Raw genomic sequence first — 14,515 nt, forward strand, 5'->3', positions numbered from 1 at the left:
GGGCTACGTCATACGGTCAGTTTTCTTCCAGCACATGGGAATTGGTGAGGGTGAACGCGCCCGCTGCGGAAATCACGCCGACCACGACCGCGAGCACGGCATACGTGATGCACTCGCCGTGGAAGAAGGATGCGACCAACTCGGCGCTCCAACGGCCGGTGGGCAGCACCGCAGTCACCAGTGCCGCGATCAACGTGCCGACGATCGCGGTGCCGACGCTGGTGCCGACCTCCTGGGCGCTGTCGTTGAGCGCGGCGCCGATCGAGGTGCGATTGGCCGGCATCGCCGCGACCAGGGCCACTGCGCAGATGGTCATCACCGTGCGCAGACCGATCGTCATGAGCACCATCGCGAGCGCGATCACGAGGTAGCCGTGCTCGACGCCCCACGACAACAGTGCCAGTGAGCCGGCCAGGCAGGCGGCGCCGATCAGGCAGGCGATGCGGTGGCCGAAACGACGGCCCAGCCACTCCGACAGCGGCGTCGCGACGAGCATCGTGACGATCATCGGCAGGTTCGCCAGGCCGGCGCGCATCGGGCTCCAGCCATAGGCGTACTGGAAGTGCAGGATCAGCCCGAACATCACCGACGCCATCGCGATCGAGGTGCCGATCTGTGCGACCACTGCGCCGCGGATCGTGCCGGAGGAGAACATCGACAGATCCAGCATCGGGGCGTCGGTGCGGCGCTCGTGCCAGACCCAGGCGACCGCGGCGAGCACCGCGCCGGTGATGGAGGCGAGCGTGACGAGCGACGCCCAGCCGTACTGCACACCACTGGTCAGCGACCAGCACGCCAGACCGACGGCCACGATGCTGAGCGCGGCGCCGGGCAGGTCGAGCGGGTCGCGGGTCAGATCCTGTGGCGCGTCGGCGCGCACGCCGAAGCGCACCCCGATGCCAGCAATGAGTGCGATCGGTGCGTTGATCACCAACAGCCATTCCCAGCGAATGTGCGCAAGGGCGGTGCCGCCGAGGACCGGGCCGAGGATGAAGCCCGACATACCGACGATGATCATGACGGTCATCGCACGCATCCGCAGCGCGTCGTCGTCGAACAGCCGGAAGACCAGCGAGTTGGTGATCGGCGCCATCATCGCGGCGGCGATGCCGAGTGCCGCTCGCAGTGCGATGAGTTCGCCGGTGGAGTTGACGCCGATGACCAGCAGACTGAGCAGCCCGAAGGCCGCCAGCCCGATCAGCAGCACTCGTCGTCGGCCGAACCTGTCGGCGACCGACCCCGCGGTCAGCAACAGCCCACCCAGGGTCAGGGAGTAGGCGCCGGTCACCCATTGCAGGGCGGTGGTGCCACTGCCGAGACTGCGCCCTATCGTCGGCAACGCGATCGACAGCAAGGTGTTGTCGACCATCTCGACGAAGAAGGCCATGCACAGCGCGGCCAGCGGGATCCACGCTGCGCGCAGCGATGGGTAGGTGTGGGATGCCGGTGGATTTCCGGCGTGCTCGGTGCTGGTGGTGATGTCAGTCATGAGGCGCTCCTATCGGGCGAAGTCCGTGTCAGGTGTCTGCGGACAACGTAGGTAGCGCCGGTTTCACGACGGTTTCATCGCACCTTCACGTGATCGCGGTCTCGTTGCCGGCGGTTTCACCAGGTGCGTGGGCAGCGACCACCGGCTCGCCCTGCACCGGTCCTGCCGTGTTCGGCTGCCACCCCAGTGCCGGTGCGACGTGTTCCGCGAAACTGCTGAGCACGTGCAGGTTGTAGTCGACGCCGAGCTGGTTGGGGATCGTGAGCATCAGGGTGTCGGCAGCCTGCACCGCCGCATCGGCGCGCAATTGCTCGATCAGGACATCCGGAGCTGCGGCATACGTCTTGCCGAAGGTCGATCGGAAGCCGTCGATGACGCCGATCTGGTCGCCGTCGTCGGCGCCTGAGAAGTATGCCGCGTCGCGTTCGTCCACGATCGGGAAGATGCTGCGCGAGACCGAGACCCGCGGTGCACCTGTGTGTCCGGCTGCGGCATACGCCTGCCGGAACCGGTCGATCTGCTCGCGCTGCAGATCGGCGAAGGCCCCGCCGTTGGTCTCGGTCAGCAGTGTCGACGACATCAGGTTGAGGCCGAGTCGCCCAGTGTTCTCAGCGGTTTCGCGGGTGCCGGAGCCCCACCAGATGCGACCGCGCAACCCGGGCGACTGGGGTTCGATGCGCAACCGCGAGCCCGGTCGCGCGCGCTGCGGGTCGGCGGCGACCATGCCGGCTCCGTCGATGGCAGCCAGGAAGGTTTCGAACTTCGAGCGAGCGATGTCGGCGCCGCGAGGGTCGGTGCTGCCGGTGTAACCGAAGGCCTCGTAACCGCGCTGGGCGGTCTCAGGTGAGCCACGGGAGATTCCGATCGCGATGCGCTGGTCGGCGAGCAGGTCGAGGGAGGCGAGCTCTTCGGCAAGACCGAGGGGGTTCTCGTAGCGCATGTCGATGACGCCGGTGCCAACCTCGATCCGCTTGGTGCGAGCGGCAATTGCCGCCAGCAACGGGATCGGTGCGGACTGCTGACGCTCGAAGTGGTGCACCCGGACGTAGGCGCCGTTGACGCCGATCTCGTCGGCCGCGACTGCCAGGTCGAGCGCCTGTTTGAGGGCGTCTTTCGCGTCGCGGGTCTGCGAACCGGGCACCGGCCCGTAGTGACCGAAGCTGAGGAATCCGAAGGCTTTCACGAGGCCTTCAACACCGGCGGCGGGCGCGGTGTTCCGGGTCGTCAGCCGACCGGTCCGCCTGCAGAGGGCCAGCCGGTGTACTGCTCGGCCAGGTAGGCGCGACCGGCACGGGTGCCGACGACATTGCTGAGTTCACCGAGTTGCCGCTGAAGGTCGAATCCCGTTGCGGCAGGCGGATTGTGCAGCATCTGGGTCATCCAGAACGAGAAGTTCTGCGCGCGCCATACACGTTCGAGGGCTTGCGGTTCGTAGTCGTCGAGGGCGGAGTCACCGGCTGCGCCGAGGGCACGCACCAGGATCGGCGCGAGCACCCGGACGTCGTGCAGAGCGAGGTTGAGCCCGCGCGCGCCGGTCGGCGGCACCGTGTGGGCCGCATCACCCGCCAGCAGCATCGAGCCCCACCGCATCGGCTGCTGCACGAAGGAGCGGAAGCGCAGCACCGACTTGTCGATGATCGGGCCGGTGTGCAACTCGAAACCGTCGTCCCCGCTGAGGCGATCGTGCAGGGTGGACCAGATCTGTTCGTCAGACCACGCATCGACGGACTCGTCCGGATCGCATTGGAAATAAAGACGTTGCACGGTGTCGGAGCGCTGACTGACCAGGGCGAAGCCGTGCTCGGAGTGGGCGTAGATGAGCTCTGGAGCGTTCTTCGGCGTCTCGACCAGCAGGCCGAACCAGGCGAAGGGGTATTCGCGGAAGAACTGCGAGCGCTGCGCCTCCGGCACCAGCTTGCGGCATACGCTGTGGGAACCGTCGGCACCGACGACGTAACGCGCCCGGATCTCGTGACGCGCACCCGCAGCGTCGGTGAATTTCACTGTGGGAGAGTCGGTTTCGACGCTGTCGACGACTGTGCCGCTGACCCCGAAATGCACGACGCCACCGTCGCGGTCACGGGCGTCGGCCAGGTCGATGAAGACGTCGGTCTGTGGGTAGAGCCAGACCGAGGCCCCGACCAGATCCTGGAAGTCGATGCGGTGGCTGCGCCCGCCGAAGCGCAGCTCCACTCCGGCGTGCTCGTCGCCGTCGCGCAGGATCCGGTCGGAGACGCCGGTGTCGAGCAGGTCTGCGGCTGAAGCAGATTCGAGGATCCCGGCCCGGTGCGTCGTCTCGATCTCGGCCCTGGCGCGCACGTCGATGTTGACGCAGTCGACGCCTGACCGGCCGAGCCGATGGGCGAGCATCAACCCGGCCGGCCCGGCACCCACGATGGCGACCGAGGTGGTTGTCACGACGTCGGGTGCCGTGCGTTCAGCGCTCATGACGAGCCGTCCTCCTTCGCCGGGCGCTCCGCTGAATGCAGGGAGCGCCCGGAGCCGCGTCCGATCAGAACCAGTATTTGCGTGCGTTGACGAAGGTCGGCGGCGCGAAGTCGACGAACGCACCCGCACCCAGACCGGTCGCCGCGGCAGCCTTGTTCAGGCTAGCGGCGCTGGTGTTGCCCCACCGGCCGGTCTTGACGCGCTGCTGCACGGACTGCAAACCGGCGAGCAGTTCGGAGGAGGTGAAGTTGCAGTGACCGACGGCTGCGACATACGACTGGCGCAGCAGTGCACCGTCGCCGGCATTGTCGACCTGCTTGCGGTACCAGTTCTCGTAGGCGATCGGCGAGAGCTGGTCGGAGATCGTGTGCATGTCCAGCTCCGGCACCTGCAGGTGACCGTTGACCGTGGAGGTCGCCTGCAGCTTCCGCAGCGCGGCGACGTCCGGCTTGATGTTCGTGTGCGTCGTCAGATTCCAGGTGTCCTTTGCGAGGCTGAGTCCGGCCTGCCGGTAGAGCGTCGAAACCTGTTGGTAGAAAGCGGATTCCGAGATCAGCTTGCCGTAGTTGACCCCGACGTTCCACGAGGCGTTGCCGCCGACTGCAGCCTCGATCGACGGTCGGGCACCGATCACGAAGGCCAACTGCTGCGGCAGCCAAGCCGCCTCCTGCTGCTCCTGACCGAGGTAGTCGTGCGCCTTCGGTGCGGCGGTGCCGGTGAGCCAGTCGGGGGTGTTGAGCAGAGCCGCTGCGAGGGCGATCCGGGCGCGTCCGGCCGCGGTCGACTGCGCCGAACTGACTGCGGCCGACAACTGGTTGATCGCCTTGGTCGTCTGGTCGCTGTTCACGTAGTTGACCAGTTGGATGCGCTCGCTCGGCGCCAGCAGTTGCGAGATCGCATACTCGCCGTCGAGTTGGTAGTTGTTGAGGTTGACGCCGCCGCCGACCAGACCGCAGGTGGTGAGGGTGCCCTCGATCCGACCGTTGGCGTCCTGCGTCTCCTGCGCGCTGATCAGCCCGCCCATCGAGGTGCCGAACGCCAGGATTGTTGTCGGCTTGGGAATCTGTTTTTCGATCGCCGCCAGCGCGGCGAACTGGTCGTTCTTCGCCGAGGCGAGTGCCCAGAGCGATGACCCCGAGTATGACGATCCGACGAGCGCGTACCCGGCGTCGAGCAGCGCGGTCTGGGCGGCGGCATTCGGCGCATCTGCTGCGTCGAGGTTGCCGAAGCCGTGGCTGTAGAGCACCAGAGTGCCCTTCCAGTTCGACGGGACGTCGGCGATCCAGGTGGCGCCATCCGGCAGTGATCCCGAGTAGTGGGTCACAGTGCCCGCGGCGTGTGCCGAGGGGGCTGCAGCAACGGCAGCGACACCGCAGCCGAGCGTGAGACAGATGCCGCCGGCCAGCGCGCGTCGGCGGAATGTGCGATCGGTCATGACTGGCTCCTCGTCGAGCATGCATGGGAGGTATTTTCAGGTAACCTGTTAATCAGGCATCGACAATCTAGACCCGCCAGCAGCCTTCGCGGAAGACCCCTCAGCCAATTGCCAGCATTTGCAACGGCGCCCACGGGTCGATCCCGACGGTGCCACGTCTTCGGTCGAGCATCACGCGGACTGCGGCATACGTGCGCAGCGTCACTCGGCGGCGACGGCCCGGGTCACCGCGAAGACATCGCGAGCGCCCATGGGTTGCGGTGCGATTCGCCCGGTCGGCCAAACCAACATCTGGCGAATTTCAAACACTTTCGATCAATTTCGTCCGTGGTCTTGTGTTGAAGATCACTCTTCACGAGCATGTGATGTGCGCTCCTGTTTGAAAGTGAAACTTTGAGGGCGTGAAAGGACATAAACCGTCGCATTTCAACAGATGCAAGGGAACGTTCGTTTCTCAGAGGAGTGGAAGCCATATGAGACAGATCTCGACTGCAGTTCAACACCGCCGTGGATGGCGGCGATCGATCGGTGCACTGGTCACGACGACCCTCGTCGGCAGTGTCACGGTGATGGCACAGTTCGCGATGGCCGCACCGCCCGCCCACGCGCTCGACAACGGCCTGGCCGCGCTGCCACAGATGGGCTGGAACGACTGGAACGCCTTCGGCTGCAACGTGAGCGCCCAGCTGATCGAACAGACCGCAGACCGGATGGTCGCCGACGGGATGAAAGCCGCGGGGTACGACTACGTCAACATCGACGACTGCTGGATGGAGAAATCCCGAGATGCGCAGGGCAATCTCGTCCCGGACCCGACGAAGTTCCCGCAGGGCATCAAGGCCGTTGCTGACTATGTGCACAGCAAGGGTCTCAAACTGGGCATCTACGAGGACGCCGGAACTGCGACGTGCGCGGGTTATCCGGGCAGCCTCGGTCACGAGCAGCAGGACGCCGACTCATTTGCCAGCTGGGGGGTCGACTATCTGAAGTACGACAATTGCAACAACGCGGGCAGCAGCACGACCCAGCAGTACATCGACCGTTACATCGCGATGCGCGACGCGCTGGCCAACACGACCCCGAAGCGCAAGATCTTCTACAGCCTCTGCGAGTGGGGCGTCAACGACCCGTGGACATGGGGCCCCCAGGTCGGCAACTCCTGGCGCACGACCGGCGACATCAATGACAGCTGGGGGTCGATGATGTCGAACTTTCAGCAGAACGTGAATCTGTACCCCTACGCGAAGCCTGGTGGATGGAACGACCCCGACATGCTCGAGGTCGGCAACGGCGGTCAAACCACCACCGAGTATCAGAGCGAGTTCAGCCTGTGGGCGATGATGAACGCGCCGCTGATCTCCGGCACGGACCTGCGCACGATCTCGGCGGCCGACCTTGCGATCTACACCAACAAGAAGGTCATCGCACTCGACCAGGACAGCCTTGCCAAGCAGGCGATCCCCGTTCCGATCGGCGGCGAGCCGGCAGGCAACAACGGATTGTGGGTTCTGGAGAAGCCACTGTCCAACGGTGACACCGCTGTCGCCCTGTTCAACAGCAACGGCACCGCACAGACCATGAGCGCGACGTCCGCCGAACTCAGTTTGGGCAATGGCAAGAAATTCACGCTGGACAACCTGTGGTCCAACAAGACCACCCAGACCGGGACGACGATCAGCGCCACTGTGCCGGCTCACGGCACCGTCCTCTATCGCGTGAAAAAGGGATCACAGGCCTCGGTCGCGCCCAGCACGGTCGTTTCCATGAACGGCACACCTGCTGCGGCACAGCCAGGACAGTCCTACACCGCGACTGCCACCCTCACGAACAACGCGAAGGTCAAGCTGACGACAGCGACGCTGAAGCTCAAGGTTCCTGCCGGCTGGAAGGCCAGCGCCACCTCGGCGACGACCTTCAACAACATCAGGGCCGGAGGCAGTGTCTCGGCAACGTTCTCGGTAACCGTGGGAAGCGCCTCGACACCGATCGAGAGCGACACCACCACTGCTGTTGCGCAGTACGCCTGGTCGGGCGGGATCACATCGAACTCCTCCGACGCGCAGGTGCAACTCGTCTCGCCGGTGCAGTCGCCGAACCTGACATTCTCGTCCGCGTCGGACGTGCCTGCGGTATACGGGCAATCCGGTGATGACTTTGCCGTTTCCGGTGGTGGTACGGACCTGTGGGGAAGCGACGACAACTACTCGACGATCTACCGCAAGGGCGCCGTGTCGACCGATTCGACGATCACAACGACCGTTGCCTCGGTCGCGAACCTCTCTGGGTACGGCAAAACCGGGATTCTGGTGCGCAATGACATCACCGCAGCCGGTACGGGGCCAGAGGGCGTCATCTTGTTCACCTCGCCCTCCGGTGGGATCCAACTCGAATGGGCAAGCGGCGGGAGCACTCAGATCAGCCAGGTGACTCCGGCCAACGGAACGATTCCCAACACCGTGCCGGTCGAGTTGAAGCTGGTGCGCAACGGCCAGAGTTACACCGGCTACTACTCGACCAACAACGGCTCGACCTGGACGACGGTAGGCACCGCCACCCTGAGTGGACAAGCGGCCACCCAGGACGCCGGATTGTTCGTGACCTCACACGACCCCGGTTCGCCGGCGACGACCCAGTTCAACGGCTTCAACGTCTCCTAGCCTCGGACGTAACCATGGCCTTCGGCACCGGCCGGGCCCTTATGGGTCGTGTCACGCGTCGTTGACAAGTGGACACGTGAGCTGCACATTTCGATGTGGGCTCACGAGAACCCGCCGGATATTCGACACCGTGGCGGCTACTGCTGCCACGGTGTCGAATTCGGCATCCATGACGGCGACCGACCGCCTCGCGCGCGAGGTAACTGTCGCCCATGAAGACGACGCTCACATCTGACGACCCACACACGGAATGTACGACGCCGCAACGACATGTCGCCGAATCGGCGAGTTATGTGTGGCGCGAGTGACCACTGGGGTGGATAGCACCAATGTGGCACCGAGACCGACCGCAGCGGCGACTTCTGTATGTCGAAGCCGTCATTCCCCCGCCAAGCAACCAATCGCAGGGATGTTCGACACCGTGGCTGGAATAGCCGCCCTGGCGTCGAATATCCAGCAGAGCGCCACCAGAGTATTCGACGCGGTGACTCCTATTGCCGCCGCGCCGTCGACGTCGCCGATTTCCCCCGGCCGAACCCGCCATGGCTGTGCGAGGGTGGATGACATGAGCGACACATGCCTCGTCTGTGACGAGATCAGCGGCGCCGTTCCTGTGCCGGGCGAGCACCTTGAGACCACAGACCTGGTGACCGTCTTTCAGTGTCCAGTCCTCGCTCCGGCAACCGACATTTACGCTGGCTACCTGTTTGTCGTTCCGCGCCGGCATGTCGCAGGATTCAGCGGCTTGACCGACACTGAGGCAGCAGCTGTGGGTTTGGCGATTGCTCATTGGTCAAAAGCTCTGGAACTCGCAGGCGCCGAGCGCGTGTATGTCGTCCGCACGGGTCACGCCGTCGACCACCTCCACGTCCATCTCATTCCAAGGTGGCCAGAGACTCCGAAGGAAGTCTCCTGGTTGCATGTCGACGACTGGGACGGCGCGCGACGTCTGGATTCCGCGGATGCAGCCGAGTTTGTGTCAGCTCTTCGCGCGACAAGATCCTTCTGACCAGCCGATTACTTCGAGAGACGGGGCGGCCGCCAGGGGACCGTCGATGGAGATGACTACTTGTCTGCCGTCGAGGTCGTGAAGTATGCCGAAGCGGCATCATCCTGGATTTCAATCTTGGGAAGGCCGGCGCGGCGGTTAGACGTCTCGCTGGAGACACGCGGAAGCAGGTGCCGATTGAACCCTCAAGGGCTTGCACTGAAATCCGGTTGGGCAGTGAACAGGCCCTTCGTATGATGGCCGCCATGGGTAACGTCACGATGATCATTCGGATCCGCCGCCGGTAACGGCGCGGATCCACCAGACAACGTCGTATTCGCGCCGCCAACCGGCACCCTGCCGGGCGGCGCTTCGTGCTGCCCGGCTCCATCCAACACATTGGAAGAGGAGCATCTCCATGCCCAGAAATCCACACGTCGGCAGCCACGAACTCGGCCAAAATTTCCTTGTTGATCGGGCAGCCGTTGCCCGAGTCATCGACCTGGTGTCTCAGCGCCCTGGGGTCATCGTCGAGTGGGGCACCGGCAACGGTGCCATCACCGTGGCCTTGGCCGAGCTCAACCGGCCAGTCCATGGCATCGAGATCGACGGGCCGCGAGCGCGGGACCTCGATCGTCGTACAGGACCACATGTGTGTATTCAGGAAGGCGACATACTTCGTCACGCCCCGCCGCGAAATTCCGTCATCGTCTCGAACGTCCCGTTCCACCTGACAACGCCCATTCTCCGGCACCTGCTCGACTCGCCAGAATGGTCGACCGCAGTACTCATCACGCAATGGGAAGTCGCCCGTAAACGCGCCGGGGTGGGAGGCACCACTCAAATGACCGCACAGTGGTGGCCCTGGTACGAGTTCACCCTCGACCGGCGCATCGCGGCTGCAGCGTTTCGGCCACAACCATCGGTGGACGCAGGAATCTTGATCATCGAACGACGCTCGAAGCCGCTGCTCGGCTCGAAGGAGCGCAGAAGATACCAATCGTGGGTCGCAGAAGTATTCAGAGGTCGCGGTCGCGGACTCGTCGATGTCTTGGCACGTCAGGGCGTGCCAAGAGGACTAGCTCAAGAGATCGAGAGCCAGCACAAGCAGTCCAGGCGGCACACGCTCCCCAAGGATCTGCGTAGTCAAGACTGGGCCACCCTCTACGGTGCGCGTCGTAGCCGCAACTGAGCTGACGGTTGACGTCTTCGTCAGGCTTCAGACGAGGACGTCGGGTACCCACGCATAACCACCCAAGCTGCATGACGGGCGGTGGTCTACCATTCTTCCGCACTTGGAGACCGCCACCCAACGAAACGTTCCTCGTAGTGACGTCTGGGATCGCCGATAGTCACAGTCGATCTACCAGGTCACCGATTGCGGTCGCTCGAATGTCGGTGGGGTGTCTCCGATGAAACGCTGAGGCACCAAGCCGGGCCGAGCGCTTCGGCGGATGCCACGACGGCCGACGCGACTTACCGCCCCTGAGGAACTGGGTTTTCGGAGGCGGACAACGTGTTGATGACCGGTAGGAGAGCCCGATACCCGGTGCCACTGAGGTGAACTCCGTCTTCGGAGAACGCATTTGGCCCGAACGGCTTCACGATGTCGTCCGCCCGGATCACCTGGGCGCCGTGGATCCGGCATACATCAAGAGCAGCGGAACGGTAGTCATCGATCGCGGCGTTGGTCCAGGGTGCATCCGCTGGTAGGCGCTCTTCCACAACGCCCGGTGGCGCCAGATAAATGACGTCCTCGCCGCCGAGCGTGGTGAGCGTGCCGGCCAGTCCGTTAGCGAAGGTATCGACGCTGATCCCACGCCACGGGGCAGCGTCATTCGTCCCAATCGACAAATTGACAATGCCCTCTCGGCCCTCTCGCGCGTCGTCCAGCTCGCGCAGTTGGGTTTCAAGATCAACCACTGTCGATCCTCCGACGGCCAGGTTTCGCACCTCGGCATTGATGACGGCGAGCGACCGCCTCACGCGCGCGAGGTGGCTGTCTCCCATAAAGACAACGCTCACATCGCACGACCCACACCTGGAATGTACGACGCCGCAACGACATGTCGCCGAATCGGCGAGTTATGTGTGGCGCGAGTGACCACTGGGGTGGATAGCACCAATGTGGCACCAAGATCGACCGCACCGGCGACTTTTGTATGCCGAAGCCATCGCTCCCCAGTCAGCAAGCACGCGCAGCGGCCACGTGGGTGGCCACGCTGCTGGCGGGAGGCAGCGTATCCGACGCGGCGGCCGCGACTACCGCCGCGGCGTCGAATACTCAGCCGTGGTCGCGGTGGCGCTAGCCGCGCCGAGTTCGCGGGACACCGCACGCGCCGCGGCACGCACCGTCGCCAGCAACGCCGGCCCGTGCGGGGTGTCCGCGTGCACCACCAGCGACAACGCCGCGACCACTGCGTCGTCCGCTCCGCGCACCGGGCACGCGATCGACAGAGCGTCCTCGGTCACCTGGCTCATCGACCGCGCGTACCCGACTCGACGCACCTCCGCGAGCGCCCGTCGCAACGAGGCCGGATCGCTGATCGTGTGCGGCGTCCACCGCTCGAGCGGCCCCGACAGCACCTCCTGCTGCACCTCCGTCGGCGCAAACGCCAACAGCACCAACCCGACACCGGTGGCGTGCAACGCAAATCTCCCACCGACACGGATCAGCGTCGGCACGGCCCGGCGCCCGGTGAGGCGCTCGATGTAGACCAACTCGGTGCCCTCGCGGACGGCGAGCTGCACGTTCTCGTGCGTCGCCTCGTAGAGGTCCTCCATCACCGGCAGCGCGATCTCGCGCAGCGCCGGCCCACGTCGTCCCAGCGCTGCAAGCTCCCACAACCGCAGCCCGACGCAATACCGCCCGTCCGCGCCGAGCTCGATCGCGCCCCACGTCAGCAGGTCGCGCACGATCCGATGCGTCGTCGTCAGCGGCAACCCGGACCGCCGCGCCAACTCGGACAACGTCAGCTCCGTCGCGCCCGCGTCGAACGCGCCGAGGACCTCCAGCGTCTTGGTCGTCAGCGTCGGTGGCGGGAGCCGGCTCGGCATACCGGCCAGTCTGACCGATCTTCAGGTTTCCGAACAGTGGAAATGTGACTGTCGTCATACCTCTCGATGTGGCCACACTGAGCCGGTTGTCACCCGCTGAAGGAGATCCGAATGGCCACGTGGCCCGAAAACCGTTGGTATGTCGCTGCTTACAGCTCCGAGATCGGCGATGAGTTGTTCGCCCGCACCATCTGCGGTCGGCCCCTGGTGCTGTACCGCACCAGTGACGGGGAGGTCGTGGCGCTGGCTGACCGCTGTGTGCACCGCCGGTTCCCGCTGTCGCAGAGCCACCGCGTCGACGACACCATCGTCTGCGGCTACCACGGCTTCACGTATGACGCAGGCGGCACCTGCGTGATGGTCCCCGGCCAGAAACGCATCCCGCGCACGGCGCGAGTCCCGGCATACCAGGTGGTCGAACAGGACACCTTGATCTGGCTCTGGGTCGGTGAGGGGCAGGGCGACCCAACGGACATCGTGCGCGTGCCGTGGCTGGACTCCCCCGACTACACCAGCGTGCGGGGCATGGAGCCGTTGGCGGCGCGCTACGAGTTGCTCGTCGACAACCTGATGGATCTGTCGCACGAGACCTACCTGCACGGTGGCTACATCGGCACGCCGGAAGTCGCCGACACCGCCATCACGACCGAGGCCGACGACGAGCACGGCATCGTCTACGTCAGCCGCCACATGGACGACGCGGCCTGCCCGCCGTTCTACTCCGAATCGACCGGGCTGCACGGCCGGATCACCCGGTGGCAGGACATCGAATACCACCCGCCGTGCCTCTACATGCTGCACAGCCGGATCGCTCCCGTCGGTGAGCTTCCGCCGCCGAATGGTCCGGATGACAAGGCTTTTCACGTGGAGGTGAACTACGCGATCACCCCCGAGACCGAGCACTCGACGCATGACTTCTGGATGGTGTCGCGCGACTTCGCACTCGACGACCAGAAGGTCAGCGACTTCCTGGCCGAGAACAACCGCACGGTCGTGCTGCAGGATGTCGTCGCCCTCGATCTGCTGGAGCAGGTCATCGAGGGCGAGAGCGACAACTATCAGGAACTGTCGATCAACATCGACACCGGCGGCCTCGCAGCGCGTCGGATCCTCAACGCGATGATCGGCGAATCCGCAACGCCGACAACGGCCACCGCACAGTCGGCGGTCGGCGCACCGGCGGTCGCCGGCCGATGACGGGCGACGTCCACGACGCACCGCACCGGATGCTGCCGGGCGATCGCGTCAACCGCGTGGTGTCCAAACTCGGCTGCGACGACCTGGTGGGCTACTGCTGGTGCGGCGAATCGCGCGAGTCGCAGGATCCGGTCGAGTTGTGGACCTGGATCTGGGCGCACAACGGTGGCCACGACGGGTCCCCTGCCCCGGCACGCGGGCCACTGCCGCAGGGCCCGCATCGACACCAGCGAGAGCCGGTGCTGGTGTGAACGCGCTGCACGTGACGCACGACGAGGTCGATCTCACGCTCGTGGTGGAGTCGGTGTGCGATGCGGCCGACGGGGTCAAGGCCATCACACTGCGTCGCCTCGACGGCGCCGACCTGCCGCAGTGGTCGCCCGGCGCCCACACCGACATGACCGTCGGCGGCCTGGTGCGGCAGTACTCACTGTGCGGCGACCCGGCGGACAGCGCGCGATGGCGGATCGCCGTGCTGCGCGAGGTCGACGGGCGAGGAGGGTCAGCAGCGATCCACGGCACCGTTCGCGCCGGCGACATCCTCGCCGCGCGCGGTCCGCGCAACAACTTCGCGTTGACGTCGGCACCGGCATACGTCTTCATCGCCGGAGGCATCGGCATCACGCCACTGCTGCCGATGGTGGCCGCCGTGCACACTGCCGGCGCGCAGTGGCGGTTGGTGATGGGCGGGCGGACGCGAGCGTCGATGGCTTTCGTCGACGAGTTGACGAGCACGTATGGCGATCGCGTCGACGTCCGGCCGCACGACGAGACGGGTCTGCTGCCGCTGGACACGATCCTGGCTGATGCACCGGATGGCGCAGCAATCTACTGCTGCGGACCGGAGCCACTCCTGCGCGCGGTCGAAAACCATTGCGCTGCAATGCCTTCGCTCAGGCTGCACGTCGAGCGCTTCGCCCCGAAACAGGATCCCCATGCCGGTGACAACGAAGAGTTCGAGGTCGAACTCGAGTCGTCCGGGCAGGTGCTCACAGTGGGCGCCGACACCTCCGTGCTGGAGGTGTTGGAGTCCGCCGGAGTGCCCGTTCTTTCCTCCTGCCGGGAGGGGACGTGCGGCACCTGCGAGACCGAGGTCGTCGAAGGCGTCGTCGATCACCGGGACTCGTTGCTCACCGAGGAGGAACGCGCCGAGAACGACGTGATGTTCGTCTGCGTCTCGCGCGCCGCCTGCCCGAGACTCGTGCTCGCGTTGTGATGTTTTTTTTCAGGAAACCTGTACAAAT

At 65.2% G+C, this 14,515-nt stretch carries 12 protein-coding genes; 6 read left to right on the top strand and 6 right to left on the bottom strand.

Annotated features, from left to right (window positions below; translation table 11 throughout):
- Positions 1-16 precede the first annotated feature (16 nt).
- From BKA23_RS11755 to BKA23_RS11770, 4 genes are all read right to left on the bottom strand, one after another.
- Positions 17-1,489 carry an MFS transporter gene (locus BKA23_RS11755; RefSeq protein ID WP_145228771.1) on the bottom strand — a complete coding sequence of 491 codons (1,473 nt, stop codon included), beginning with the start codon at positions 1,487-1,489 and terminating at the stop codon, positions 17-19.
- An 85-nt stretch (positions 1,490-1,574) separates the two neighbouring features.
- Complete coding sequence (locus tag BKA23_RS11760; protein ID WP_145228772.1) at positions 1,575-2,672, bottom strand: LLM class flavin-dependent oxidoreductase; 1,098 nt, start codon at positions 2,670-2,672, stop codon at positions 1,575-1,577.
- Between the two features lie 41 nt (positions 2,673-2,713).
- Entirely contained in the window at positions 2,714-3,937 is a 1,224-nt protein-coding gene (locus tag BKA23_RS11765; protein WP_145228773.1) for a 4-hydroxybenzoate 3-monooxygenase, read from the bottom strand.
- Between the two features lie 64 nt (positions 3,938-4,001).
- Positions 4,002-5,372: an alpha/beta hydrolase gene (locus BKA23_RS11770; RefSeq protein WP_145228774.1), complete on the bottom strand. Its 1,371-nt coding sequence runs from the start codon at positions 5,370-5,372 to the stop codon at positions 4,002-4,004.
- A gap of 473 nt (positions 5,373-5,845) precedes the next feature.
- Between BKA23_RS11770 and BKA23_RS11775 the strand changes: the two genes are divergently transcribed.
- The 3 genes from BKA23_RS11775 to erm all read left to right on the top strand — a co-directional run bounded on the left by BKA23_RS11775 (position 5,846) and on the right by erm (position 10,209).
- Positions 5,846-8,029, top strand: a complete 2,184-nt coding sequence (locus BKA23_RS11775; protein ID WP_145228775.1) for an NEW3 domain-containing protein — start codon at positions 5,846-5,848, stop codon at positions 8,027-8,029.
- Positions 8,030-8,438: 409 nt separating this feature from the next.
- A complete protein-coding gene (locus BKA23_RS11780) occupies positions 8,439-9,038 on the top strand; it encodes an HIT family protein (RefSeq protein ID WP_170226495.1) in 600 nt (199 codons plus the stop codon).
- 397 nt (positions 9,039-9,435) lie between these two features.
- A complete protein-coding gene (gene erm, locus BKA23_RS11785; protein WP_145228777.1) occupies positions 9,436-10,209 on the top strand; it encodes a 23S ribosomal RNA methyltransferase Erm in 774 nt (257 codons plus the stop codon).
- Positions 10,210-10,493: 284 nt separating this feature from the next.
- Here the strand turns inward: erm and BKA23_RS11790 are convergent, their stop codons facing one another.
- Both BKA23_RS11790 and BKA23_RS11795 read right to left on the bottom strand, forming a co-directional pair.
- Positions 10,494-11,042, bottom strand: a complete 549-nt coding sequence (locus BKA23_RS11790; RefSeq protein ID WP_145228778.1) for an SGNH/GDSL hydrolase family protein — start codon at positions 11,040-11,042, stop codon at positions 10,494-10,496.
- 237 nt (positions 11,043-11,279) lie between these two features.
- A complete protein-coding gene (locus tag BKA23_RS11795; protein ID WP_145228779.1) occupies positions 11,280-12,074 on the bottom strand; it encodes an IclR family transcriptional regulator in 795 nt (264 codons plus the stop codon).
- A gap of 111 nt (positions 12,075-12,185) precedes the next feature.
- Between BKA23_RS11795 and BKA23_RS11800 the strand changes: the two genes are divergently transcribed.
- From BKA23_RS11800 to BKA23_RS11810, 3 genes are read left to right on the top strand one after another with little or no spacing between them, the layout of a single operon-like run.
- Complete coding sequence (locus tag BKA23_RS11800; RefSeq protein ID WP_145228780.1) at positions 12,186-13,271, top strand: aromatic ring-hydroxylating oxygenase subunit alpha; 1,086 nt, start codon at positions 12,186-12,188, stop codon at positions 13,269-13,271.
- A complete protein-coding gene (locus BKA23_RS11805) occupies positions 13,268-13,522 on the top strand; it encodes a hypothetical protein (protein ID WP_211841704.1) in 255 nt (84 codons plus the stop codon). The genes BKA23_RS11800 and BKA23_RS11805 overlap by 4 nt, the downstream gene beginning before the upstream one ends.
- On the top strand, positions 13,519-14,487 hold the full coding sequence (locus BKA23_RS11810) for a PDR/VanB family oxidoreductase (RefSeq protein ID WP_246104632.1): 969 nt from the start codon (positions 13,519-13,521) through the stop codon (positions 14,485-14,487). The genes BKA23_RS11805 and BKA23_RS11810 overlap by 4 nt, the downstream gene beginning before the upstream one ends.
- Positions 14,488-14,515: the final 28 nt, after the last annotated feature.

Origin of the sequence: Rudaeicoccus suwonensis (genome assembly GCF_007829035.1) — a bacterium.
GTDB classification, from domain to species: Bacteria; Actinomycetota; Actinomycetes; order Actinomycetales; family Dermatophilaceae; genus Rudaeicoccus; species Rudaeicoccus suwonensis.